20 protein-coding genes and 1 pseudogene are annotated in these 24,514 nt (G+C 45.8%); all 21 read right to left on the bottom strand.

What is annotated here, in order from left to right:
- Positions 1–20: 20 nt before the first annotated feature.
- The 21 genes and pseudogenes from ORJ00_RS11310 to tssB all read right to left on the bottom strand — a co-directional run bounded on the left by ORJ00_RS11310 (position 21) and on the right by tssB (position 24,462).
- A complete protein-coding gene (locus tag ORJ00_RS11310) occupies positions 21–425 on the bottom strand; it encodes a DUF6911 family protein (protein ID WP_306139894.1) in 405 nt (134 codons plus the stop codon).
- Positions 426–569: 144 nt separating this feature from the next.
- On the bottom strand, positions 570–986 hold the full coding sequence (locus tag ORJ00_RS11305) for a hypothetical protein (RefSeq protein WP_306139893.1): 417 nt from the start codon (positions 984–986) through the stop codon (positions 570–572).
- Positions 979–1,221 carry a hypothetical protein gene (locus ORJ00_RS11300; protein ID WP_306139892.1) on the bottom strand — a complete coding sequence of 81 codons (243 nt, stop codon included), beginning with the start codon at positions 1,219–1,221 and terminating at the stop codon, positions 979–981. The genes ORJ00_RS11305 and ORJ00_RS11300 overlap by 8 nt, the downstream gene beginning before the upstream one ends.
- A gap of 12 nt (positions 1,222–1,233) precedes the next feature.
- Positions 1,234–1,563: a hypothetical protein gene (locus ORJ00_RS11295; RefSeq protein ID WP_306139891.1), complete on the bottom strand. Its 330-nt coding sequence runs from the start codon at positions 1,561–1,563 to the stop codon at positions 1,234–1,236.
- A 7-nt stretch (positions 1,564–1,570) separates the two neighbouring features.
- Positions 1,571–2,732, bottom strand: a pseudogene (locus tag ORJ00_RS11290) (IS3 family transposase).
- A gap of 54 nt (positions 2,733–2,786) precedes the next feature.
- Positions 2,787–3,899, bottom strand: a complete 1,113-nt coding sequence (locus tag ORJ00_RS11285) for an RHS repeat-associated core domain-containing protein (protein ID WP_502221311.1) — start codon at positions 3,897–3,899, stop codon at positions 2,787–2,789.
- A gap of 51 nt (positions 3,900–3,950) precedes the next feature.
- Positions 3,951–4,640 (bottom strand): GAD-like domain-containing protein, encoded by a 690-nt coding sequence (locus tag ORJ00_RS11280; RefSeq protein ID WP_306139889.1) that lies wholly within the window; start codon positions 4,638–4,640, stop codon positions 3,951–3,953.
- Positions 4,640–9,010 carry a polymorphic toxin type 15 domain-containing protein gene (locus ORJ00_RS11275; RefSeq protein WP_306139888.1) on the bottom strand — a complete coding sequence of 1,457 codons (4,371 nt, stop codon included), beginning with the start codon at positions 9,008–9,010 and terminating at the stop codon, positions 4,640–4,642. Before ORJ00_RS11275 ends, ORJ00_RS11280 begins: the two co-directional genes overlap by 1 nt.
- A gap of 4 nt (positions 9,011–9,014) precedes the next feature.
- Positions 9,015–9,989, bottom strand: coding sequence for a hypothetical protein (locus ORJ00_RS11270; protein ID WP_306139887.1), 975 nt, complete (start codon positions 9,987–9,989; stop codon positions 9,015–9,017).
- On the bottom strand, positions 9,986–11,032 hold the full coding sequence (locus ORJ00_RS11265; RefSeq protein ID WP_306139886.1) for a hypothetical protein: 1,047 nt from the start codon (positions 11,030–11,032) through the stop codon (positions 9,986–9,988). The genes ORJ00_RS11270 and ORJ00_RS11265 overlap by 4 nt, the downstream gene beginning before the upstream one ends.
- 5 nt (positions 11,033–11,037) lie before the next feature.
- Positions 11,038–11,331, bottom strand: coding sequence for a PAAR domain-containing protein (locus ORJ00_RS11260; RefSeq protein ID WP_205310509.1), 294 nt, complete (start codon positions 11,329–11,331; stop codon positions 11,038–11,040).
- 38 nt (positions 11,332–11,369) lie between these two features.
- Positions 11,370–13,184 carry a type VI secretion system tip protein TssI/VgrG gene (gene tssI / locus ORJ00_RS11255; RefSeq protein WP_306126649.1) on the bottom strand — a complete coding sequence of 605 codons (1,815 nt, stop codon included), beginning with the start codon at positions 13,182–13,184 and terminating at the stop codon, positions 11,370–11,372.
- 87 nt (positions 13,185–13,271) lie between these two features.
- Positions 13,272–13,751, bottom strand: a complete 480-nt coding sequence (locus ORJ00_RS11250) for an Hcp family type VI secretion system effector (RefSeq protein WP_305973541.1) — start codon at positions 13,749–13,751, stop codon at positions 13,272–13,274.
- Positions 13,752–14,045: 294 nt separating this feature from the next.
- Positions 14,046–16,658 (bottom strand): type VI secretion system ATPase TssH, encoded by a 2,613-nt coding sequence (gene tssH, locus ORJ00_RS11245; RefSeq protein WP_306139885.1) that lies wholly within the window; start codon positions 16,656–16,658, stop codon positions 14,046–14,048.
- A 20-nt stretch (positions 16,659–16,678) separates the two neighbouring features.
- A complete protein-coding gene (gene tssG, locus ORJ00_RS11240) occupies positions 16,679–17,683 on the bottom strand; it encodes a type VI secretion system baseplate subunit TssG (RefSeq protein WP_306139884.1) in 1,005 nt (334 codons plus the stop codon).
- Positions 17,680–19,512 carry a type VI secretion system baseplate subunit TssF gene (gene tssF / locus ORJ00_RS11235; protein ID WP_306126646.1) on the bottom strand — a complete coding sequence of 611 codons (1,833 nt, stop codon included), beginning with the start codon at positions 19,510–19,512 and terminating at the stop codon, positions 17,680–17,682. Before tssF ends, tssG begins: the two co-directional genes overlap by 4 nt.
- Complete coding sequence (tssE, locus tag ORJ00_RS11230) at positions 19,509–20,000, bottom strand: type VI secretion system baseplate subunit TssE (protein WP_205310515.1); 492 nt, start codon at positions 19,998–20,000, stop codon at positions 19,509–19,511. The genes tssF and tssE overlap by 4 nt, the downstream gene beginning before the upstream one ends.
- Positions 20,001–20,020: 20 nt before the next feature.
- On the bottom strand, positions 20,021–20,821 hold the full coding sequence (locus tag ORJ00_RS11225; protein WP_305973549.1) for a type VI secretion system accessory protein TagJ: 801 nt from the start codon (positions 20,819–20,821) through the stop codon (positions 20,021–20,023).
- Positions 20,822–20,829: 8 nt separating this feature from the next.
- Entirely contained in the window at positions 20,830–22,383 is a 1,554-nt protein-coding gene (tssC, locus tag ORJ00_RS11220; RefSeq protein WP_305973551.1) for a type VI secretion system contractile sheath large subunit, read from the bottom strand.
- An 83-nt stretch (positions 22,384–22,466) separates the two neighbouring features.
- Positions 22,467–23,960, bottom strand: coding sequence for a type VI secretion system contractile sheath large subunit (tssC, locus tag ORJ00_RS11215; protein WP_205310518.1), 1,494 nt, complete (start codon positions 23,958–23,960; stop codon positions 22,467–22,469).
- 1 nt (position 23,961) lies between these two features.
- Positions 23,962–24,462, bottom strand: a complete 501-nt coding sequence (tssB, locus tag ORJ00_RS11210) for a type VI secretion system contractile sheath small subunit (RefSeq protein WP_205310519.1) — start codon at positions 24,460–24,462, stop codon at positions 23,962–23,964.
- Positions 24,463–24,514: the final 52 nt, after the last annotated feature.

The raw sequence follows: 24,514 nt of genomic DNA, 5'->3' as shown, positions 1-24,514 counted from the left end.
ATAGGCTGGTAATTGTGTGACTAACTCATTAATAACTCGGGAACGTTACCTGTATCGGCAAACTCTTTAAAAATTGAACAAACAACTTGGAAATCACGGGTTATCAATTTTGCAGAATATAAATCTCCCAAAATCGGTATTAGCGTGCTATCGGAGCTAGTATTACTAATAGCCCTTACACCACTATCGCCGTCGTCATCATACTCATTGAGCATAATTAGATAATTACCTTTATCACAGTGCAAAGTTAATTCGTATGGCCCAACTTCCGGCTCGGGAACAGCCCTAAGCACAACTACACTGTCTACTCCCTTTAAAGATAAAAGTGTGTCTTCAATGGCGCGATAATTTGGATCAGATATTGTTGGCAGTTGTTGGCGTTCAAAATCAACGCCCATGATATAGCCGCCTAATATTATACTCATGGTTTCACCTTATTCGACTGTCTTGGTGTCGCCTTCCCATATAGAATCAGTGCGGCCAGTGGCGGTTATATTGGGGCGGCGTCGGCCACAGGAGTTATAACACAGCTACTTCAACTTCACTGCCCCTATTGATTCATGCTATCTCTATCTATTACGTAGAAAAAATAATGCATTATGATATTTCTCTATTCGCAATAAATCATCTGAACGCACTGTATCTAAACGAGTTATATCAAGATTGTGCGTCAAATCTTCAATTTTCACTCTAGTCGCAATTAAGTTTTCTGAAATCCTACTTATGAAGTCAACGTAATCCTCGTGCGATTTTTTAGTAAGAGCATCCAACGCATCAACAACAGATTTTGAAAAGCCTAATTCAGACAAATATTCTAAGGTAATTTCACTATCCTCAATAACATCATGTAATATTGAAACTATTTGTAACTCCTCCTCACTAAACTTCAACATCAAATTTAAAGGGTGAAGGATATAAGGTTTACCTGCCTTATCTAGCTGACCTGTATGTGCATAAACTGCTAACTTTATTGCTAAATCAAGCATTAAAATTCTCTATATTATTTGTTATGTTCTTAGCCTCTTCAGGACTTATTCTGGTATTTTCTGTAATATCCCCTTTCATTTTCATAAGCATGACATCCTTATCCTCAATCCAGCCTCGCCTAACGACATATCTCTCGGCCATTTTATTCTGGTCGTTGAAAAATCGAAATACTGTAGTTGGCTTAGACCTGCCTGGTATTATTCCTGCGTAATAAATAACGTTTTCAACATTCATGTCATTACCCCATCAATTTGATGGCCTATAGTTATTGATAAGTTCCACACCACTTGGCTGTGGAATCTTTGCCGAATTTAGAAGCATTTGATCGTTCAACTCGGAGACTCGTTTTATAGACGTTGAAAGCAACCTAGCCTCTTCATATAAAGTATGATTAATATTTTGCTTCACATCAAAGCTATCTGATGTATGGAATTGTAGTTCGAATAACTGCCCCTCAGGAGTTTCAAAAGTGGCATTAACTCCCTTGTAAGATGCCGATTCATCCAGAAAAGTATTAGTTACCCACTTTTTCTTATGTCCAGCATCTTCTAGTGACTCGAAAACATCAACTAACATGTAGTGGTCAACTAATTCCGGACAGTAAATTAGATAGATCCTCAGCTTTTGCCGGTGGCACACCATCGTTGAATTGATGTGGCCTGCGCCAGTTGTAATAATCCATCAGGTAAAAACTAATATCACGCTGTGCTTCTGCTTTACTCATATAACCGGTTACCGGCACCCACTCAGACTTTAAGCTTCTGAACAGTCGTTCCATGGGGGCATTATCCCAACAATTTCCGCGACGACTCATACTTTGAGTCATGCGATAACGCCATAATCTTTGGCGGAATAAGCGGCTGGCATACTGGCAACCCTGGTCAGAATGGAACATCACACCTTGTGGCCTGCCTCGTTGCTCATACGCCATATCCAGTGCTTTAACCGCCAACTCTGCATCCGGTTTGGCCGATAAGGCCCAGCCAACAACACGACGACGGTACAAATCTAAAACCACAGCTAAATAGTGCCAGCGGCCTTCTGCCCAGATGTAGGTAATATCACCGCACCACACGCTATCAGGTGCGCTGACATCAAATTCCCTGTCGAGATGATAGGGATGTCCGGTCGTTCAACTTGCGCTGTTTTATAGCGATGAGGGCCAGGTTGCTTGCTCGCTATCCCGGCCTCTCTCATCAGGCTCATGACTTTAAAACGGCCTATCTGATAACCCAGCTCACGCATCATGCCGAGCAGGCTTCTGCTGCCGGCAGAGTTCCGGCTCGCTTTAAACAAGGCTTTGACTTTACTGCGCTGCTCTAAGCGCTCAACATTGATTTGCTTGCTAAGCTGCTTATGCTCGTAATAGCTGCTCGTGGGCACATCAAACATGTCACAGACCATGTCTACCGCTTCATGTTCTCTTAACTGGTCTATCAGCGTGTACGTTCGAGCTCGTCTGACATTAAGAGTGCGGTAGCCTTTTTTAATATGGCTTTTTCCCGCTCCAGCCTGTTCACTCTGGCTTCCAGCTCCTGAATCCGCTGCTGCTCCGGCGTCAGAGCTTTAGCCTTGGGGGTTACTCCACCGCGTTCTTGCTCAAGCTGCTCTACCCAGCGGCGAAGTGCACTCTCACCAACACCAAGTGACTTAACTGCTTGTACAATACTATAGCCCTGGTCAAGCACCAGACCTGCAGCATCACGCTTAAATTCTGTTGAAAACGTACGACGTTGTTTTGCCATTGAACACCTCTCCTAACGTGGTAATCTTACCACCTAAAATGGTGTCCGGTTTTATTAGACCACTACAACATTTTTGCCAAAAGATTTGGAGTCCAAAATCATGGTATATCTTAATGCATCATTAATATCCGCAGCAGCTTCTGCTAAGGAGAGATTATATTTTTCACTAACGGTACTAATTTTTCTTGATAGTGAAGCTTCAGATTTAAGTGCAAAGTCTAACCCCTCTAACCTTCCACCTACAGCTTGTGATAGGTCAGAAAGAAATGAAGTAACTTCAAGTTCAGCTTGGGATGCTTTATTTAAAACAGCTCTCGCAAAATTGTCTGCGGAGTCGGGTACAACCTTAGCACCATTTTTAAGCGATTTCCCGACAGCACCCGCCCCCAGCACAGTGCCGACTAATTCTACTGACTTATGCGCTGCCATGGCAAGCAGTGGAGAGGCGGTCGCTTCCAGTGTTGCGTCACCCAGCGCGGCCATATTTTGCTCGTAGTATTTATCGACTACTGGTGCAACAACAGCTGCGACTTTTTCGCCCGCGTCTGTCAGCGGCCCTATTTGCTTTTCTTGCACACTTTCTATGGTATGAGCAGCCGCACCAACATCGCCACCGGAAATGGCCAAAGTAACTAAGCCTGCGCCACCAGCTACAATGTCTACGCCGGTATTTAGTATCCCGGTCACCACTAAATCTGCCGTACCAACGATACCATCTAATAAACCAACAGAACCATCCTCTTTGGCACACAACCCCAGCGGATCTATCCAGTTAATATGATTCGGTGCGTACTGGTAGTGGTTTATGCTACCCAACAACCCTATTGGGTCTTGGCTAATAAAACGGCCAGTTTGGGGGGCATAGTACCTGAAGTGGTTGTAATGTAACCCGCTTTCGCTGTCATAGTACTGGCCCTGAAAGCGGATTGGGTTGTCGATTTTATTAACCGTTACTGTGGCTTTACCGAATACTGAATAGTTAGCCTGCCAAACAATGTTGTTGTCGCTGTCGGTTAGGCTTAGCGGTGTGCCCAGTTGGTCTAATTGGTAAAAATACAGTTGGCCTTGTTTAACCAACGCCAAAGGCTTGTTGCTGTTAGGCTCGTAAATATACCAGCTAAATTCGCCCTGGCAGTATTCTCCGGTAAGGGTGTTGCCTTCCCACAGGTCATCGTCGCGTCAGGCCGACGGTAGGCCTTAACCAATTTTAAGAAGTTTCTATTTGTTATGCGGCAACGCGTTAGATAACGCAACAATATCAGCCATTACGCGTTTTTCGCCCAACTCAGCTAAAAAATTAAGGTGCTCAATTATCTTTACTTTTTGTAGGTTTTCTAACTTATTCGTACCACCTAAAGCTAAAGCAGGCACAAAAGCGTACATTTCATCGGCTTCTAGAGGTCCTAATTTAGCCATCGCTCTGTCAAACAAGTTTTTTTTATCCAGATCTTTTTCGTCCATTGAATCTTTAGACTTATTAGCAAAATATAATTCTATAGAACGCTCTTCACCTCTTTTTCTGAGATTGTCAGTATTGTCTGTTGGTAACAACATTCCATAACTTGGATTTATTTTAATGCTTTGCCCAGAAGTCTTTCCCCATACAAATAAACGACCAAATGCTCCCCTACCAATGACAAAATATTCATCAATACCGTTTTGTTCTCTTCGCTCAAATTCTGTGCCTTGCAGCCAAGTTTGAAGAACATCATGATAATCTGCCGGATTTACGGTCCAAAAGATGCCATCACCCCAACCACAAAAACCATATTCTTGCCAATATTCGAGTAACCGTGCAGGCAGCTTATCTTTGTAAAAGGACAGCACTTCCTTACTTGACATTTCCGCTTTAATGGCCGGACCAAAACCAGCAAAATTATAAAATTCATCGAAAAATTTGTTCATCATTAACACCTGTGTAAATTCACATTCATCTTGGCATCCGGCCCAAGCTCTTTCAAGGCTTTTTCAGCTTGTGTATCCATTAACGCCACTCTGCTTAATGGAGGTTTTTTACCCAGCTCATCCACACCTGTGTTTTTCCACTGCGAGCCAATAGATTGATTGACACTGGAATCCCCTAAATCAACAACAGTGTCATAGCCCCCTGCAATCATATCCGGGTTATGTAAGGCATTCAGGGTTTTCATATCTTTGGCGGCTAACTCAGTCGCTTTATCAATAGCCTCTTGGCCGAAATATTCTCCACTGTCTCTTAACTCATCTCTATATTTGTTAACCAGTTCTTCTTTAAAATCATCTCTAGCTCTTTGTTGTGCTGCACCAGTACCTTTCCGGCCTATTTCTTTATAGGAATCGCGGTTATCAAGGTATTCTTTTACGGTCATATTGTTTATGCCGTCCTGCTGACCTTTTAACTGACGGTCATATTCCACAGCAGAACCTTTTGCGTTCTTCTTAAAGCAAGCTACTTTATGAAGATCCATTTCTCTGGCTATTTTCTTAGAGCCTTGCAATGCTACTGATTTTGCAGCGTCAGCAACATCATCTAACTTCTTAACTACAGGGTCTAGGACTTTATCGGCTAGCTTACCCGGTATCAGTGCAATTGCGGCTGTGGCGGCGCCTGCCAAAGTCACGCCGGTGTCAAGCATTTCACCAACCGCCGTTACCGCATCAGCTATTCCCTCTAGCGCCCATTCAATGGGTAAAATCGTAACAGGCTGTATTGCGCCGGACATAGGATCATGAAGGTCAAATGCTGGCCCTTGAATAACTTGAGTTTCCTTACAACTCAACCCCAGCGGGTCTATCCAGTTAATATGATTCGGCGCGTATTGGTAGTGGTTTATGCCACCGAGCAGCCCTATTGGGTCTTGGCTGATAAAACGGCCAGTTTGTGGGTCGTAGTATCTAAAATGGTTGTAGTGTAACCCGCTTTCGCTGTCATAATACTGGCCTTGAAAGCGGATTGGGTTGTCGATTTTATTAACCGTTACTGTGGCTTTACCGAATACTGAATAGTTAGCCTGCCAAACGATATTGTTGTCGCTGTCGGTCAGGCTTAGCGGTGTGCCCAGTTGGTCTAATTTGTAAAAATACAACTGGCCTTGTTTAACCATCGCCAACGGTTTATTGCTATTTGGCTCGTAAATGTACCAGCTAAATTCGCCTTGGCTGTATTCGCCGGTTAGAGTGTTGCCTTCCCATAAATAATCAAGGCGGCCAGTGGCGGTTATCTTGGCACTACGTCGGCCAAAGGCGTCATATTCGTAACGCGTTACGCCATTATGATTGCGTAAACTGCTTAGTTGGTTAAAACCATTATATTCACGCAGCTCACGCTTACCTGGTGCGGTGGCACTTAACTGGTTGCCACTGTCGTCGTACTGGTACTGGTTGTCGTGGTAGCGCAGCAGGCGGTCTTGTTTAACATCAACCTCATCACCTGCAGGGTTACCAAAGCTGTCCCACTGATGCTGCTCGTTTTGGCTGGGCTCGGTGCTGTGCGTTTTGCTTACCAGCTGGTCCAGGGCATTGTATTGATAGCTTGTGTCACCATGTTGGTTATCCGTTACGTTTAGCAACTGATGTAAGGCGCTGTAGCGATAGTGTCGCTGATGCGCGCTGCTGCTATTTGTACCGTGTTGCCACTGCTGGGTAGTTAACCGGTTAAAGCTGTCGAACTGCTGGCTTAACTGTAAGCCACTGGCATATTCCCTTGCCGTTTCACGGCCTGCATTGTCAAAGCTACGCCACAATATGGGCTGCTGGTTTAACGCTAATTGCGACAGCTGGCCTTGTTCGTTATAGCGATAATCCAGCACTGTACCATCAGGCAATATCGTGCTGGCACGACGGCCATGGGTGTCATATTGGTATAGCGTGCGCCAGTCATCGCGCCATTGCTCGTTTAACTGGCCATTAGCATGATAAGCAAAACGCAATTTACACTGGGCATTACTGGCTCTTAAAGGCCGGCCAATTTTATCGTAGTGAAAGTGATTACTGGTTAGTTGCTGCTGATACAGCGCCTGCTGCTCAATAATACGGCCGCGGCTGTCGCGCCGAAGTTTGATTTGGCGCTGCTCACCGTCACGTACGGTATTAACATGGCCATTAATGTCATACTGGTACTGCTGAGTACGACCATCAAAGCCTTGCAACGCTATTGGCCGTTCCTGACCGTCATAATCTAACTGATAACGGGCACCGTCGCTGCGCATAATAGCGGTAAGATTACGCTCTTTATCGTATTCATAATGCAAAGCGCTGCCATCGGGTTGTAACTGTTTTACCGGCTGACTTAGCCCCTCATATTCCCATTGTGTCGCATCGCCCAGTCTGTTCTGTTTATGGGTAAGTCGCCCGGCACTGTCGTACGACAAAAGCTCAGTGTGCACCTTATCTGGCTCACTTTGGGCATATTGGCGTAACGCGACAATTTGGCCAGCATTGTTACGTTGATACTCGGTCACTAAACCGGACGCATCTACCGTGCCATTTAACCGGCCCAGGGTGTCATAACTAAACCGGGTTACCGCCTCGCCTTGCTTGCGGGCTAGTAGCTGGCCTTCGCTGTCCCACAAATAATGCTCAATATTGCCATTGGCCTGTTTTAGGGTGGTTAACTTCCCATCCTGATTGTACTCATATTGGCTTATGGTGCCGTCAGGGTGCTGCTCTGATTTAAGTAAGCCACCTGCGGTGTAATCACGCTGCCAATGCGCGCCTTCGGCATCAGTAAAGCCACAGCGCTGCCCCAGCGAATTGTACTGAAAATGGCTAATAGCGCCGTCGGCTTGCTCTACCGTTATGAGTTGCCCTACCTCATTAAAGTAGTAACGCGTAACGCCGCCATCGGGCGCCGTTTCCGCACTTTTCTTGCCCAGGCTGTTCCAGCTGTAAAGCCAGGTAGCGCCATCGGGCGCGACTTTTTTAATCAACTGATTACGTTCGTTGTGGAAATACTGCCAGCATTGGCCGCGGCTATCTGTGCTGGTTGCGGTGCGCGAGGCTTCATCGTACGTAAACTGGTAATCGTAATTACCGTCGTCGCCCCAGTTGCGGCTACAACGCGCGGTCGGTCCATCGCCTAACCAACTAAAAAAATGTTTAAAACCACTGGCACGCTGACGCACCGTAATTAAGTGTGCTTGATAGTTATACTGTTCAGTTTGTCCGGCCTGATTTGTCGCAGTAACAAGATCGCGCTGCTCGTCATATTGATACTGCGCCAGCGTCACATCTAACTTTGCTAACCCGGTATCGGTTTTTTGCACCACGGCTATATGACTTAACAACCCGGCGTTATTGTAGTAAAGCTCTACACCGCGCTTGCGGGTGTAGTCTATGCGGCTTAACCGGTTGGCACGGTCATAATACAGTTGTAAGTAGTTACCCAAACTGTCAAAAATTTGATGTAGTGCCCAGCGCTTAGCTTGCTTAGGGTTGTCTGATGCCACCGGCACAAACACCCAATGAGTGTTATCTTGCTTTAACAACACCAGGCTGCCATTGTCCTCATGCCGTAGTGCCAGCCCTTCGCTTAGCTGATAACTGGTTTGCCCTACTGCTACAGGTTTAAAGCTTAAACGGCGCCCTTCTTCATTGTGTAACACCAACAACGGTTCGTCGTCATCAGTTAATGTGCTGACAATTTGCAAATGAAAATTACTGCGCCAACCAAAGCCCAAACCCACGTTTTCATGACACTGACTGGAACGGTAAGTACGCTTAAACTGCAGCGGTAATGGACCTGGTAGTTCAAAATCGACCAGCTCCAGAATTTCCTCACCGGTACACATCGACACAGGATCGCCTTCTTTAGCAACATCTGCATTTTGAGGTGTGGCGATATCCGCGGCATTGCTACCAGAGGCGTCAGAAACAACCGCTGTTGTATCAGCATCAGACACATTGCTGTTAGCACTGTCATCCCTGCCACCCGGGTTTAGCGGTTTTTCCGAGCCGGCGGCAGAGCTGCTTAACACCGGTGACGATTCAATCTGTGGTACAGGTTTGGGTAAGGCAAACACAAACAACTTACCATTAACAATGGCATCGGCCAACGCCGCAAAAACAGTGGTTCTATGCTCCACCACCTGCATAGAAAGCGCTGCCCCACCAAACCAACCGTAAACCTGAACGATGTTACCGCCAGCGGTAACTGCATCAGGGAAATTAGCTTTTAGAAACTGCGCCGCATCGGCTGCCGAGCTAAACGACTTCAAACTGCCTTTTGATGTGGTTTTGGTGGTGCTAAATGCAAACACCTCAGCATAACGACTTTTTAATTCAATTAAATTCGCTGCCATGTTGCTATACTTCCTTGTTATTTACTAAAGTACCGGCCTGGGAAAACACGGCAACAGCACGATACAACGCCGGTGATAACTCGCATTGCAAGGTTAAGCCCTGTAAATAACCACGCTGATAACCGCGATAAACATGCAGTAATCGATATAAACCGCCACAAGCCCCTAATTCACCAGTGGCATAAGACGCTAAGACATGTTCGGTATCTTGATTAACCGCACCATGTAAATAGTGATATTGCGCTAACCAGCGCTCTGTTGCGTTAACATCACCACAGTCGGGTAAATACAGCTGGTTTAATGTTGCTGGTAAATTTGCCGCAACGTCCTGAAATAACGCTGCCATGGCCGGCTCAGGCTCGGCACTACTGGCCGGTGACGCATCGCTAGCAATAGCATGCACGGCAACAACCGCATTAGTGCGGCTTAACCGCAGTGCTATGGCACCTTCGGACGGCTCGCCCGCTAGCTCTGCTGTCGCGTAACACTGCAATACCTCATCCAGCGCCTGCGTATCAACTGCCAATAACCATACCGTCGCATTCGCATCTTGCTGTAACTGCTGTTGCGCCATTGATAGCGCCATTAAGGCCCCTGCACTGCCATAAGGAAATACCCTGCAGGTATCTGACAGTAGTAAACTGGGAAAATGGCGCATTAGATGCTGTAACAACGCATTAAGTTGCTGGTTATCTACTCCGGGAAACTCAGGCAAGACTAAATAAACGGTTTCATTAACTAATTCGTCGTCCATCTGAGCAAATAACATAGTTAGCAACGCCGTTAGTCGCTCAGTAAGGGTCTCTTTGGCTTTAACCGGTAACACAAAAGACGCCGCAAGATGATGCTGCTGCCAAGTTATGTACTGCTGCTCTGGCGGCAGAATATCCAGGTTTAACGCCGCTTGCGTATTTACAGCCTTGCCCAACAACATGCAAATCCGATCAATACAAAAGCCTTGAGTGTATTGCTGGCTCATACTGCCCCCAACAATGAATGCGTGTTTAATAGTGGTATGTCTGCTTGTGCCAAGCAACGGTAACAGGCCACCAACTGCCGTTGTAGCTGATTACCACTTCGCCAAAGGTGTGCCAGTTGCGGCTCACTCATGTCTTCTCCGCAAATTTGCCGACTACTGTGGCGTTGCAATAACACGCGCTGAAGTGCTTTTGGCTCGTCAAGCAAGCTGTCTGTCGCCATTACCCCTAACAACATATCTAATGCGGATATCGCAACATCCTTACTACTGCTTTGCTGGGCAAGTTCAGCCAGTAACGGAACAAATTTTAACTGGCCACTAAAACCCATGGCCATCATCGCCAACGCCATATTGGCTTCGGTACGGGCTAATAAATTTATCATGCTGGCTTTTGCTGGTTCGGCGGCCCCCACTATGAGCACCATAAGCTGTTCAGCCGTTAGCTGCTCAGACGCTAACAACTTTTCACACAAGCTGGTTTCATCGCTTTTCTGCCCCCAAAGGTACATTGCAAGTTCAATATGTAATTGCAACGGTGCATCTGTGGCAAGTTGCTGCTTAAATGCCAACAACGATGGCAACAATTGCAGCTGTGCACTGCCCCCCAGGTACCACAATGACGCAGCTGAAAGCCCGGTTTCATGTGTAAATGGGTTTAACGTTAACTGCAGACTGTTAGCCAGTTGCCAATGTAACGGCGCCAACTGCGTATCAGCCTCTGGCATCATTAATTGCATTGCATCAAGTTGAGGAAACAAACGCAGTTTTAACTGCTTGAGCAACAACCATGCAGCCTCAGGAAAAGCGAAATCTTGCGTGTCGGACAAATTCAGTACTGTTTGATGGTTATTACCGCACAGCCACATTGCCCACGCAGGGAGCGCACTAGCAGGGTCTGCCGGTAGCAGTAATCGGGCACAGTCTATTAACTGTCTATCATGTTGCTGAAGTTGTTTTAAGCTGGTGTATCGCCCTAACACTAATTGCAAACGTTGATCCAATAACAGCTGCACTTGCTGCAGCACAGCGTTAACTGAAGTCATCTGGCTTAACCACCAATAAATACGGTAGGCACACCCACGATAATCTTGCCACCATGAGAGGTATCATCGCCAAGCCTGGCCGCATTTTTACCATTAATAAATACCGTGCCAGATCCGCCGCTAATGCTGTCAGGTGGCCCGATACAAACCAACTTATCGCCCTTGCGTGCAGCTGGAATACCGCAAATTGACACATTGGGTGAGCCCTGGATGACTGGCCCGCCGATATGCGGTTTAGGGCCTGGATCTATCTTTGGGCAAAGATGCATACAACCGATTACTGCAGCGGGTTTTGCCATTTTATTTCGTCCTTAAAGGCTTAAAACTGCAACAGCAGTTAATTAATACTGACTTTGCTGCCTTTTATGGTGACATTGACACCTTTGATATCAATAGAGCCATCACTCTTCATAGAGATAGATGCTGCCCCCGTTTTAATGGTGATAGCGTCGCCGGCATTGATCACGAGTTTTTTACCCACTTTTAGGGTGTCACTGCCATCTACTGTATTCTTACGGTCTTTATTAACCGTTTCGGTATCATTACCTTTAACGGTTGTCAGCCGGTCTTTACCAACCATATCGGTTTGGTTATTTTCAACTTGCAGCTCAAAGTCTTTTTCAGCGTGAAGGTAAAGTAACTCCTCACCCTTTTTATCTTCAAAACGTAATTCGTTAAAGTTAGCTGCACCGCCGCCTTTACTGGAGCGGGTTTTAATACCACTTTGTGTTTTGTCATCAGGTAAGGTGTAAGGTGGCATATTATCTGAGTTGTATACTGCACCAATAATAATTGGTTGGTCTGGGTCGCCATTTAAAAACTCAACCAGTACTTCCTGATCGCGTCGCGGAAAGAAAAATGCGCCCCAATTTTTACCCGCCCAATTTTGGCTAACCCGGATAGGACATGAGCTTTCGTTGTCGGTAATATCGCTGCGATCCCAGTGAAATTTCACCGTGACACGACCAAGTGCATCTACTGAAATTTCCTCGCCACCTTTACAGGTAACCGTAGCGCTTTGAACGCCGGAAATAAGCGGCTTAGCGATGGTAAGTTGTGGCCGGTACGCTACTTCTTTAGGCACACAATAAAAACTATTACTGATCTGTTGTTCCACTGACTTGCTGGCGCCAGTTTGGCTGGCAATAGCGGCAGTAAGTACCACCTCAGTTAACACATATTGCTTACCTGCTTCAGCTTTGTCTTCATGCTCACTAAGCGTAAAGGTTTTACCAATGCTAAATGTGCGGCAGTTACTGGCACCTTTACGACGTTCAATATCACGCTGCAACGCATCTAAACGCAAACCGGCAATGCTTTTACCGCGTGGATGAAATTCTGACTCAGCATCATAATTAAATACTTCGTAACTTGCATGACCACTGACGAGTTTGCCTTTGTTAGCCTCTGCGGTGGGCAACGCCTTGGGTTTATTTAAGTCGTATCCGCGTTGCACATATTTACCCGGCGCCATAACTAAAGCACGCTGCCAGTGATGTATATGTGACTCTGACAAACTACCATTAAAGTATTTTACACTTGATTCAGCACAAGGCTCATAGGCGGTGGCCTTATCAGCCAGTATTAACTTATGACTACTCTGACTATGGTCAAAATAATAAAATATACCTTCTTGCTGCAATAAACGCTGAACAAAGGCTAAATCACTTTCTTCATACTGTACTTTAAAGTCATAGTCTGGATAACTGCCTTGAATTTTCGAAGTGACGTCGATTTTAACACCGTGCTCACCGGCAATTTTTTCGACTATTTTCAATACGTTTTTTGCACGAAAAATACGGCTATTTACTCTATGCTGCATATACCAGGCGCTGGCAACCAGATGCAAGCTGTAATCCCGATGCTCTGCACCTGCCGAGTCTTTTGTCGCCCGGGTACCCAGTGCCGTAACATCGGCGACAACAGCATGAATATAACGTTGCTTTTTTTTACCTAATTCCAGCGTAATAGTGACTTCTTTACCTATCAGCTCATCTGGGCTAACACTCTGGCCATTGCCATACACTTCTGCTTTAACGCTAAACAGTTGTGACAACGCTTCGCGAAATACAAACCGGGTTAAAATCAGTGCATCTTTGCCAAGTGGCGTATCAATTTTGATGCTGTTCTTGTCCTGGGTTGCCTTTTGCATCCGTTGACCTCAATTGGTATTGATTAAGATGATGGGTAAAAACACTAGGTGTAGGTTGGTGTGGCAAGCCACACCAACCTGATTAGCTTAAAGCTTGGTGCCTTTAACACCGCTGTAACCGTATACCAACGGAGCAACGATACTGTTTTTATCGTCAGATGGTTTAACGGTCATCATCAATTCGGTGTAGCTGATAACGATAGTTTCAATTGGACGGTCACCTGAAACTGACATCTGATAGCTGCTGATCATCGCATCAGTCAGTTCAATTTTCATGATCTCTTCCACTTTATCGCCTTGTTTGGTGATGTGGAAAACAGCTTTTTGACCTTTACCGATAGTTGCTTCTTTGAACAGATCCGGTGAAGCATTGTCTTGCAGTTTAGTGATAACGATATCGTTCAAACGAGTTGAACTGGCTTCACGGTCCATAGCGGTACCGGTATATGAAGACAGCTCACGCTGAGTACCCCAGTCCATAGACAAGATGGTGATCATGTCTTTGAAATCTTCAGCGGTGGTTTCGCCTTTGATAGAACCGTACTTCAGGTAGGTATTTGCTTGCATGCTATGCTCCTTTTGCATATTAAAACTGCTGCCCGATATTGGACATCATAGATAGCCTGGGTCACTGTTACACCCGGACAAAACGTTAAAATTTACCAACTTACTTATATAATAATCGCAATGTATTAATTCCGTGTTACCAGATAAGCAAACTAAACTTGCCAGTAAGTTTTAAACTTTACAAATTATATCGACAATACAATTATTGGCAACGCCAAATTAACTTTTTTGAATGATATTTTTTACTTCATTATACTGCCAACGTCCTTTTGCTGGATTGTTGGCAGTAAACACTTAATTAACGCTGTAGATAAAAGCGCCGTTTTCTACTTGCAAATTAATGGCGCTAACGGCTTGTTGTTGCGCCACCCGCTGCAGAATGCGAATAGAAAGCTCTGGCAATAACTGGTTTTGCAAAATGTTGTGAATCGTTCTGGCGCCCGCACCCGCATCCTGACACTGGCTAACAATAAGATCAGTCACCTCAGCATTAAAACTAAACGTTGCCCGATAGTGCTGATTCAAGCGCTTTTCAATACGCTTTAACTGTAGTGCGGTGATTAACGCCAACTTGTCACTATCAAGTGGCAAGTAGGGGATTAAATTCAATCGGCCTAAAAATGCAGGTTTGAATACGGTGAGTAAATCGTCTTTCAACGCTTTAGCTAAACCCTCCGTTGTCGGCGCGGTATCAGGGTCCTCAAACAAACGCATGGTGGTATCCGTACCAACGTTAGAGGTCATAATGATGATGGTGTTTTTAAAATCTATATCCCGGCCTTCACCATCTTTAATCGTGCCTTTATCAAATACCTGATAGAAAATATCCTGCACGCCGGGATGCGCTTTTTCCATTTCGTCTAATAAAATGACACTGTAAGGTTTACGACGCACCGCTTCGGTTAACACACCTCCCTCGCCATAACCTACATAGCCTGGAGGAGAGCCCAACAGCAATGACACCTTATGCTCTTCTTTAAACTCTGACATATTGATGACAGTTAATTGCTCTTCGCTACCATACACCTGTTCCGCCAGTGCTAAAGCAGTCTCAGTTTTACCTACGCCGCTGGGCCCGGTAAGCAGAAAAATGCCATTAGGTTTATTTTCATCAGCCAACTGGGCACGCGATGTTTGTACCGTGCGGGCGATAAGCTCCAGCGCATGATCCTGCCCAACCACTCGCTGCTGCAAATAGGTATTCAGCGCCAGCATGGTATTAATTTCATCCGCTTGCATTTTACCCAGTGGAATACCCGTCCAATCAGATACCACCTCGGCAACCAGCTCTTCCGTTACCTGCCAGTGCACCATTGGCTCGCTAATCGCAGCAAATGACGCTTTAATTTCCAACAAGCGTTGTAGTAAAGGCGAGTCTTGCCCTTGCGGCTCTGCGGTAAGTTGCTGTGCTAATTCGCGTGCTTCAGCCACCAGAGCTTTTTGTTCCTGCCAAGCCTGGTTCGTCTGTAGCAATTGTTGTTCAGTTTGTTCGGCTTTTTCCTGCAACGCCGCTAAGGCTTCACTATGATCTGACCCTAAACACTGCTCACGTTGTAGTACCGTAATTTCTTGTTGTAATTGCGCGGCCTTGCGCTGCAAGTCTTCTAAAGGGCCAGGTATCGCATCCTGACTCATTGCCACACGTGCGCAAGCCGTATCTAATAAACCCACAGCTTTGTCTGGTAGTTGACGGCCATTAATATAACGGTGCGATAAATTCACCGCCGCCTGTAAGGCTAAATCGGTAATAGAAACACCATGGTGTTGCTCCATAACAGGCAGTAAGCCCCGCATCATGATGGCAGCAAGAGCCGGTGTAGGCTCCTCAACTTTTACTACCTGAAAACGTCTGGCCAGCGCGGCATCTTTTTCAAAGTATTTTTTGTATTCTGCCCAGGTGGTTGCAGCAATCGTTCGCAGCTCTCCGCGCGCCAGTGCGGGTTTTAACAAATTAGCCGCATCATTTTGCCCTGCCTGCCCACCGCTACCTATCATGGTATGAGCTTCGTCGATAAACAAAATGACTGGCGTTGCAGAACTATTAACTTCCTTAATGACATTTTTAAGCCGGTTTTCAAACTCACCTTTCATACCGGCACCCGCTTGCAGTAGAGCTAAGTCCAACACCCGCAAACTGATATTTTTAAGTTTTTCCGGTACCTCTCCAGCGGCAATTTTTAAGGCCAAACCTTCAACAACTGCCGTTTTACCTACTCCAGCTTCACCGGTGAGAATAGGGTTGTTTTGCCGACGACGGGTTAAGATGTCTATCATCTGCCGAATTTCATAATCCCGGCCTACTATGGGGTCTATTTTCCCCGCCCGGGCTTGCGCGGTCAGGTCGGTAGTAAATTGATCCAGTGACGGTGTTTTCGTAGACGATAATTTGCCCACGCTTGCGGCCGCACCTTGCTGATCAGGGCTTTGCTGTTCAGCACTTTGTTTTACCAATACCGGCCAGACGCGTAACAACTCAGCGGCATCTAACTTGTCCAAAGAAGGGATCCGGCGAAGTAACAACGCCGCCATGCTGTCATCTTTTAGTAATGTATACAGCACATAAGCAGAGCGAATTTGCTGATCTGAAAACTCAATAGTCGTACTTAGCCAACTCGTTCTTAACAAATTAATTAACTGAACAGATATTGTTGGTAAGGCATTATTACCGGTTTTCATCATCTCCAGCGCTTGCTGAAGTTGTTGTTTAACCGTGTCGATATTGATGTCAAAACTGCGTAATAACAACTGTATGTCACCATCGCCTTGCTCCAGCATCGCATCCAACCAGTGTTCAATTTCAACACTATAATGCGATCTAGACTGACACCGCGCTGTCGCACTTTCTAACGACTGCCGGCTGGCGGGATTAAGCTTTTCAACCAGATTTTTTAATGTGGTAGTAGACATAATTGCTTCCTGTGCATGAACTAAGACCGGCCTAGCTGATAGCTCAGCCGGGTCATCTGATGTTGTTTTGAGGTTCGAACCGCCAAGCTGCCACTGTGCCCCAGGCTTAGCTGTGAACTACTTAAACGGGCAACCGGGAAATCCTGATGTTGCCCAACCAAGGTGATCCGGACTTTTAATGCCGCGGGCAGGTACTCCGCCAACAAGGCGGTAATTTGACGATGTTGATAACTGCCAGGCAATAGTTGCTGTGCTTTCTCTGGCGGAGCGGTAATTTCCAGCTCGATAGCGGAACTGACATCCCACACCTTACTACCCAACATGGCTGACTGCCCCAGGCCGGCATTTTGGCCCTTAGGTAAAAATTTCATTGCAAGGCGGCTTTGCTCGTCAGACGCCAACGTTAGCCAGCGACCTTGCAAGGGATTAAGTGCTACCTTAGTGTTTAGTAATTCAGTCAATATTTGTATCAATTGCTGACTACTTCGGTTGTATTGACTAAAAGCGCCGGCATAATAAAGCCCTATAGAGCTGTTAGCGCCAGAAATTGTTTTTAACACGCTGCTAAAGCTATCTTGCTCAAACGCAGACATTTCGTACTGACAGGCAAAGCGATATTTTTCCCAAGCCCGGTAATACAATGAGATTAAGCGATGATTAAACAAATCAAAGAAGTCTCGCATGGTTTTATCGCGCTGCTTTAGCCGTTGCAACACCATTTCAGTGTAATGCTGTGGCATCACGCCGCTGGGACCTGTTAACCCCATAAAACTAACATGCATGGCAACCGCACAGGGCTCTGTTTCTGGCGCATCAGCCTGACGTTTTTCTACCTTTGATATAGGTTGACCAGGAAAACCCAGATGCTGGACACTCTTAAAACGAATAAGCTCTTTTTTTGGGAAACCATCACGACCAATGCCCTGCCAACGTTTTTGCTCTGCGCTGAATTGACGCTCAAGCGAATACACCGCATGATAAAAATCAAAGCCCGTTGCGTCCTCGGTTAACTGCTTTAGGTTCACAACAGTACCTTAGTACCTGAGCGCGCAGGCCAACGGTGATACACCTGTTCATGTTCTTTGAGCTTAATAGATAATCGGGTATAGCTGTTTACCGCAGCATACTGAGCAAAAAACATATCCAGAATATTGGCAAAAAAGTAAATACTACTGCCAGCATAGGATGACTGGGTGAACTCAAGTAAAATTTCACTACCACTGCAAACGGCTGTACGCCCTTGCTGGTTAACTCTGGCAGTACCGCTTTTAATGTCTAAGCCACAAATGCCATCTATTAATGCCTTAGATTCTGGTGTACAGCGAAAATCATATAATTGCAGGGTTTCTTTCAAACGAATAAGTGCATCCTGACCGGTGAAGTGATTTAACGTCAAATGATTCACTAGCTGCCAACGACTGGCTTCCTGCAACGCGGGTCGCACACTGGGTGTTGGTGCCATTAAACAACGCACTTCTTTGATAACATCAGCGTGCTTTCTAATTAAAAAACGTGGCTCACCGCCACCAAAAGGTAAATAGCCTGGCAAATTTCGGTTGCTGCAAAGCGCCCTAACCTGTACCACCCAATCTTTTGAAGTTTCAGAAGAATTAACACCCTGAAACTTACGATCGACAACAGACAAATACATTTCGGTGCCAGTTTCTGAATAGCCTCCAGCCCAGTCAGCGAACTCGCGACGACTATGCCAAAACATATCCTGTTGCTGCAGATAGTCTGGATGTCCCTGGCTATAGTAGGGATTTAACGTAACCTCATTCCCGAACGGGTCAAACGCCTGAACCTTTTCAATACGGATAACTTCACACACGTCCGCATCCATATAGCGTGGGACTAAGCGATATTCATACTGTGAGGCATCTAAATTTACCGGTTCAAGTTTTTGGCTAAACAGATTGATCACCGGGGTACAACCCAGCAGCATACTGTCGGCTGTTATATGGCGTTCAAGCTCATCAGCCCCCTCGGCCAAATAAAAATACAGGTCAAACTTATCTTCAACTCCTGGCCATGCCGGGTTAAGTTGCTGTAGCTCAACAAACAAAAACTTTTCCGGGAACAAAAACTGCTCAATAAGTAACCTGTAACCGGTAAAACTACGTTGGCTATAGGGCACAACTTGATGTTCATCGGCAAAACCAACGGCCTGTAACTGACTTACTGAAATAAACTGCATTGCCTCAGGTTGGCCTGTAGGGGCAATACCAACTGCCAGTAATTTACTCAGCAACAGCTCATACAGTTTATATACATGATGACGCTGGCCATTTAGATAGAACCGCAACGATGACAACTCCAGCTCGTGCATTGCCGTATTATCAAACTCACAGGCTATGCTGAGTTTTAACAGTGCTTTGGCGTTTGTCTGTACCGGGGGTTTAGGCGCATGAAATGGCGCGTTTTTAAACTCCGCCGTTACTACATCCAATGGCCAGATCTCAGTGTTGTAGCAAGCCTGAAAGGTACACGGTTTTAACCCGTCAGTGCGCGTTTCAAACTCGGTGCCACGCGCAACCGTTATGCCGGAATTCGATAAATTTTGGCTAGTCAGTTTTAATACCGACGTAGACGGTATAGGTGCTTGATAATCCGGATACAATTGGCCTAATAAGGCATCAGTTAATTCAGGAAAGCTGTCGTCCAGTTTTTGCCTTATCTGCGCTGTTAGCAACGCAACGCCTTCAATTAAACGCGATACATGTGGGTCTTCAACGTTTTCCTCACTCAGGCGTAAACGCCCTGCGATCTTGGGATATTGATCTGCAAACTCAGCGCCCATTCGCCGGATATAGGTCAGTTCACGATTGTAATACTTCAATAACTCATCATTCATGCCTGATAATCCCTAATAGTCAGTCCCAAATGCACCGGCTCAACTTCAGAATCAAACATAATGTGTTCTGGCTCCGGATCAGCATACAACAACGCCTGAATACGCAACCTTAGCAGCCGCTCCATGTCATGCTCTTGTTCTGGTACTGATACTTCTACGTCAACAAAACGTGGTTCAAACCGTCGAATAGTTTGCTCAACCGCACGGCATAGCTGCAAACGGCCTTCATCTGAATCAACTACCATGACGGAGAAGTCCGGAAGACCATAATTCAGCAAGCTTTGTGGTAACTCAGCGTAACTTTCTGGCCAGGTATGCCACTGCACCCGACTGTTTAATAAATTTTCCAGGTCTCGGCGTACACTTTGGCGTAATGCTTTTAAATCAAAGCCTCGCCTGCTCCTACCGCTGTCTTTCTGTCCCGGTGCGTCATCAATAAGACGATCGAGTAAAGACTGCTGCAATGGTTGTTTATGATGTACTTTCACCAGAGACTCCAGGCGCTAACTTAAGCGTCAACCACTTCATTTACGGCTGACAACTGCTGTATATCGGACAGAGCCAACGCTTGCTCTCCCGTTAACAACATCTTTTGTCCAATGCCGGTTACCAGCAGCTCATCATGTTGTTGCCAGTCGGTATCTTTACCTAAACGTTCAGATATCTTCACGCTATCGGCGTAGGTCATTGGCACAAACACCTCACCTTGCGGGCCATCTTTAATAACAATTTCAGCCCGACGCCATACGGTGTCTAACAGCGATTCAGGTCGTTTTAGCTGTAAACTGTCAATTTCCGTAAACTTCGCTAAATAGAAATGGCCATCAGTACCAAATAACTCCAAATAGCCGCCAAGACTGTCATCCAGGTCACGAATGTCAGAAACGTGCTGCGAGTTTATTTCAACCTCGGCTTTAACTCGCAAGCTTTCTAACGTAGTAGCTGCATTCACCGCGGCGTCTTTATCTTGTTCTTTCAATGCCAGTCGAAGGGATAACTGCGCTTCGAACATGGCATCAGGCTCAGCAAACAAGGTTGCGGTTAAGCCGCCTTGATAAAAATCCTGTCGGGCTGAAGCAGCGCGAATAAGCTGACGTAGATTTACTGCACCCACTAAAAAGTCAGGATGTTGTCGTACCATCATATCTAACTGCTGATCTGCCTTTTCTAATGCGCCCTGAATACACAGTAATTCTATGTAAAGTGCCCTAACATCAGCATTTGCAGGGTCGTCTCGTAACAACTGAATAGCCATTTCAGTGGCTTGGCTCAGTTCACCTTGTTTTATCAATGTTTGTAACTGTTTCACTGTTAACCTCACGCCGTTGCGACTTGTTTAGGTGATAACTCTGCAACCAGTTTTACTGTCGTAATCATTTGATCTAACTGAAAATGTGGTTGAAGTTGAATAATAGAATAATAGCGACCTGGCTCACCGCGCTTTTCTCTAACCTGGATGCGGGCTTCCCGAAGCGGATGCCGTGCCCGTACATCGTTAGACGCGTCCGTTGAGGCAGTGGTGTAGTTGTGTAACCAACGTTGTAACTCTTGTTCGCATTGTTCTGCCGAGTGGTAGCCACCCACTTTGTCGCGGCCAATAACTTTGATGTAATGCGCAAAACGGGCGACGCACAAAATATACTGCAGCATCGCAGACAAACGCGCGTTTACCGTCGACAGGCGATCGTCGTATTGCTTTGCTTGTTGCACCGAGGCATTGTTGTAAAAGGCAAAAAAATCGCTGTATGGCACCACCGACAGCGGGACGAAACCATTATCTGACAACTCGGCTTCAAACCGGTGCCCTACCAGTAAATTGACTGAAGGTTTATTGTTTGCCTGATACTTGTCAGTTTCATAACGACTGACTGGCAGGTTACTTACCAGGCCGAAGTTATGTTGCCCAGATTTCATACCTCTTATTTGAGCAAACCACCCCGACTCGCTGTATGCCCTAACCAAAACGGCAGCAAACGCGAATGCGGCGTTACCCCACAAATAGTCTTGTTCTGGGTGTGCAAGTTGTTCTTTGAAGACAAAACTCTCGGTGCGGGAACCATCGTCTTTATATGGACTGCGCATCAATACCTGCGGTAGTACCACACCTAAAAAGCGTGCATCTTCCATTGCACGCAATGCCCGCCATTTCACGTATTCTGGTTGTTTAAACTGGCTGGCAATATCAGACACTAGTCCCAGCTCAGAAAAATGATCAACACCAAAAAGTGATGGATGTGCTCCACATATAAAAGGCGCAAAAGCTGCCGCAGCAGTACGGGCAACTTCTTTTAACGTATCAAGGTCATGCGTAAGCTGACCCGGACGAATTTTATGGCTAATTTGATAATCACCAATTAACACACCAAAGGGTTCCCCGCCTGGCATATCAAATTCGTTGTCATAAATGAGTTTGAAAAAATCGCTTTGGTCGAAATCGATAGCTCGGTTGATATCTTTACTCAGTTCTGCCCAGCTAAGAGATAACAACTTAACTTTAACCTTCTGTTCGCGGTCATGCAGTTCTGTTTGCTCAGTCAAATACAGCACGCCGCGCCAACTGGCTTCTAGCTGTTGAAATTGTGCGTGATGAATAATGTCATTTAATTGCACTGAAATAAGTCGGTCGATATCCGCAATTGCCCGGCATAGCATGGCACTGACCAGTGTGCTACTGCGCGCTTTTGTGCAAGCAACATGCTCTAGCCAGTATAAGATAGCCGTTAATGGGTCAGACTCGCGTAAAAATCGAGCCAGTACGCCGTTACGTTCAACTCTGGTGTAGGCAGGTTGATCAAACTCACGCTGTGACGATCCTTCACTGGATGAATCTTTAAAAACATCCAGAGGAACAAACTTTACTGCGTCTGCCATGACATTCTCATTTGCTTACCTGCTATCGACAACACCGAAGTTGCTGGCTAAGCGGGGAACAGCTTAGCCAGCAATCAATGATGTTAACCACCAATTTCAGGAATTTTTGCGACCAAGCGTAGCGAGGTAGACAACTCTTCCAATTGCAGCCAAGGACGTAACCAAGCAACCGCATTGTAAGAACCCGGGCGTCCCGGTATTTCGCGAACCTGTACTTTGGCATCAGCTAGTGGATAACGTGCACGCACTTCTTGACCACTGCCTTCAGACGCGTTGACATAACTAAGGATCCAGCGATTTAACCAAACCTCTACGTCTTCTGCTTCCATAAAGCTACCAATCTTGTCACGCGCTAATACTTTTAAGTAATGAGCAAAACGAGATGTCGCCATTAAATATGGTAAACGTGCTGAAATTGCCGCATTTGCCGTTGCTTCAGGCGTGTCATATTTTTTCGGCTTCTGCGTGGTTTGAGCACCAAAAAATACCGCGTAATCCGTATTTTTGTAGTGACAAAGCGGCAAAAAGCCCATTTTGCCAAGCTCAGCTTCGCGGCGATCGGTAATACCAATCTCAGTAGGACATTTTAAGTCTGGATCACCATCATCACTCATAAAGATATGGCTTGGTAATCCTTCAACCTTACCACCACCTTCAGCACCCCGTATCGCAGTACAGAAACCATACTGGGCAAATGCATTAGTTAATTTAGTGCCCATAACGTAGGCTGCATTCATCCAGCAGTAGTCTTTATGATTTGGCGTTTTCGCCACACCTTTTTGATCGTCCAGCTCGAATTCTTCATAGCCAAATTCTTCAATTGGCGCCGTTGCAGCACCATAAGGTAAACGTGCCAATACACGTGGCATGGTCAGCGTCACAAAACGGGAGTCGTCGCTGTCGCGAAATGAGCGCCATTTTGTATACTCTAAAGATTCAAAGATTTTTTCTAAATCACGCGGTTTAGATAACTCTGTCCACTCATCAAAACCAAACAATGCCGGTGATGATGCAGATAAAAACGGACAGAAACCGGCCGCGGCAACATTCGACATATAGGTTAATGTCTCAATATCTTCCGGATGATTAGTGAATTCATAGTCACCGATAATCGCGCCATAAGGTTCACCACCCGGAGTACCAAATTCAGATTCATATACCTTTTTGAAGGTCTGGCTTTGGTCAAATTCAACCGCTTTGCTTAAATCCTTATACAGCTCTTTTTTACTCATGCTGATCATACGGATTTTAAGCGAGGCACTGGTTTCTGAGTTCATGACTAAATGGTTTAAACCGCGCCAGCTGCCTTCTAACTTCTGGAACTGCTGCGTGTGCATAATGGCCGCTAGCTGGTCAGAGATCAGTTTATCCAAACGATTAATCGCTTCGTTGAACGTCACTGTCAGGTTTTTATTCCAGCTCACCGTGCCGCTAAGTGCTTCTTCTGTTAGCGTGCGCAACAACTCTTCTGCGCGGCTCGCATCAGTTTGTTTAGTTGCACCAATAGCCATGTCCAGTAACGAGCTGGTCGCAGCCTCAGCACTGTCATGCTGTTCTAATAAAGCGTCCGTACTCATACTATTTATCCTCTATGCTCAGATCTTGTGCCATTTTCTGCAGATCTTCATTGTTGTTCAGCACCCGCTCAAGAATATTTTCTAGCTCTTCTGACCGGTCAATTTTTGTCATTAAATCGCGTAACTTATTACGCGTTGACATTAACTTATCCAGCGGTTCTACCTGTTTAACAATGGATGCTGGCTCAAAATCCTGCATCGACTTAAATTGCAGTTCTACACTGAATTCACTGCCATCACCTGATAACTTGTTATCAACTTTGAAATTCAGTTTTGGATTCATGCGCTTTAGCACTTCGTCAAAATTGTCACGATCAATTTGCACAAAACGACGATCTTTGAGTGGCTTCAGCGCTTCCGTATTTTGGCCGGCGAAGTCACCCATAACACCCACAACAAACGGCAGCTCTTTTTTTACCGCAGCTCCCTCTGTCTCAACGTCATAGGTAATGTGCACACGGGGCTTACGCACCCGGGACAACTTGCTATGTATACTTTCCATTGACTTTCTCCTGTTACTCAGCTGTTAGTTTTTTCATTTCATACCGGTTAAC

It is taken from the genome of Rheinheimera baltica, assembly GCF_030731985.1.
Classification (GTDB): domain Bacteria; phylum Pseudomonadota; class Gammaproteobacteria; order Enterobacterales; family Alteromonadaceae; genus Alishewanella; species Alishewanella baltica.
This window is presented reverse-complemented; position numbering and strand designations above follow the sequence as displayed.

What these genes read in the sequence shown, in the direction of transcription:
- ORJ00_RS11310 (WP_306139894.1), bottom strand. Translation starts at nt 425, where the DNA reads ATGAGTATAATATTAGGCGGCTATATCATGGGCGTTGATTTTGAACGC.
- ORJ00_RS11305 (WP_306139893.1), bottom strand. Translation starts at nt 986, where the DNA reads ATGCTTGATTTAGCAATAAAGTTAGCAGTTTATGCACATACAGGTCAG.
- ORJ00_RS11300 (WP_306139892.1), bottom strand. Translation starts at nt 1,221, where the DNA reads ATGAATGTTGAAAACGTTATTTATTACGCAGGAATAATACCAGGCAGG.
- ORJ00_RS11295 (WP_306139891.1), bottom strand. Translation starts at nt 1,563, where the DNA reads ATGTTAGTTGATGTTTTCGAGTCACTAGAAGATGCTGGACATAAGAAA.
- ORJ00_RS11280 (WP_306139889.1), bottom strand. Translation starts at nt 4,640, where the DNA reads ATGATGAACAAATTTTTCGATGAATTTTATAATTTTGCTGGTTTTGGT.
- ORJ00_RS11275 (WP_306139888.1), bottom strand. Translation starts at nt 9,010, where the DNA reads ATGGCAGCGAATTTAATTGAATTAAAAAGTCGTTATGCTGAGGTGTTT.
- ORJ00_RS11270 (WP_306139887.1), bottom strand. Translation starts at nt 9,989, where the DNA reads ATGAGCCAGCAATACACTCAAGGCTTTTGTATTGATCGGATTTGCATG.
- ORJ00_RS11265 (WP_306139886.1), bottom strand. Translation starts at nt 11,032, where the DNA reads ATGACTTCAGTTAACGCTGTGCTGCAGCAAGTGCAGCTGTTATTGGAT.
- ORJ00_RS11260 (WP_205310509.1), bottom strand. Translation starts at nt 11,331, where the DNA reads ATGGCAAAACCCGCTGCAGTAATCGGTTGTATGCATCTTTGCCCAAAG.
- tssI (WP_306126649.1), bottom strand. Translation starts at nt 13,184, where the DNA reads ATGCAAAAGGCAACCCAGGACAAGAACAGCATCAAAATTGATACGCCA.
- ORJ00_RS11250 (WP_305973541.1), bottom strand. Translation starts at nt 13,751, where the DNA reads ATGCAAGCAAATACCTACCTGAAGTACGGTTCTATCAAAGGCGAAACC.
- tssH (WP_306139885.1), bottom strand. Translation starts at nt 16,658, where the DNA reads ATGTCTACTACCACATTAAAAAATCTGGTTGAAAAGCTTAATCCCGCC.
- tssF (WP_306126646.1), bottom strand. Translation starts at nt 19,512, where the DNA reads ATGAATGATGAGTTATTGAAGTATTACAATCGTGAACTGACCTATATC.
- tssC (WP_305973551.1), bottom strand. Translation starts at nt 22,383, where the DNA reads ATGGCAGACGCAGTAAAGTTTGTTCCTCTGGATGTTTTTAAAGATTCA.
- tssC (WP_205310518.1), bottom strand. Translation starts at nt 23,960, where the DNA reads ATGAGTACGGACGCTTTATTAGAACAGCATGACAGTGCTGAGGCTGCG.
- tssB (WP_205310519.1), bottom strand. Translation starts at nt 24,462, where the DNA reads ATGGAAAGTATACATAGCAAGTTGTCCCGGGTGCGTAAGCCCCGTGTG.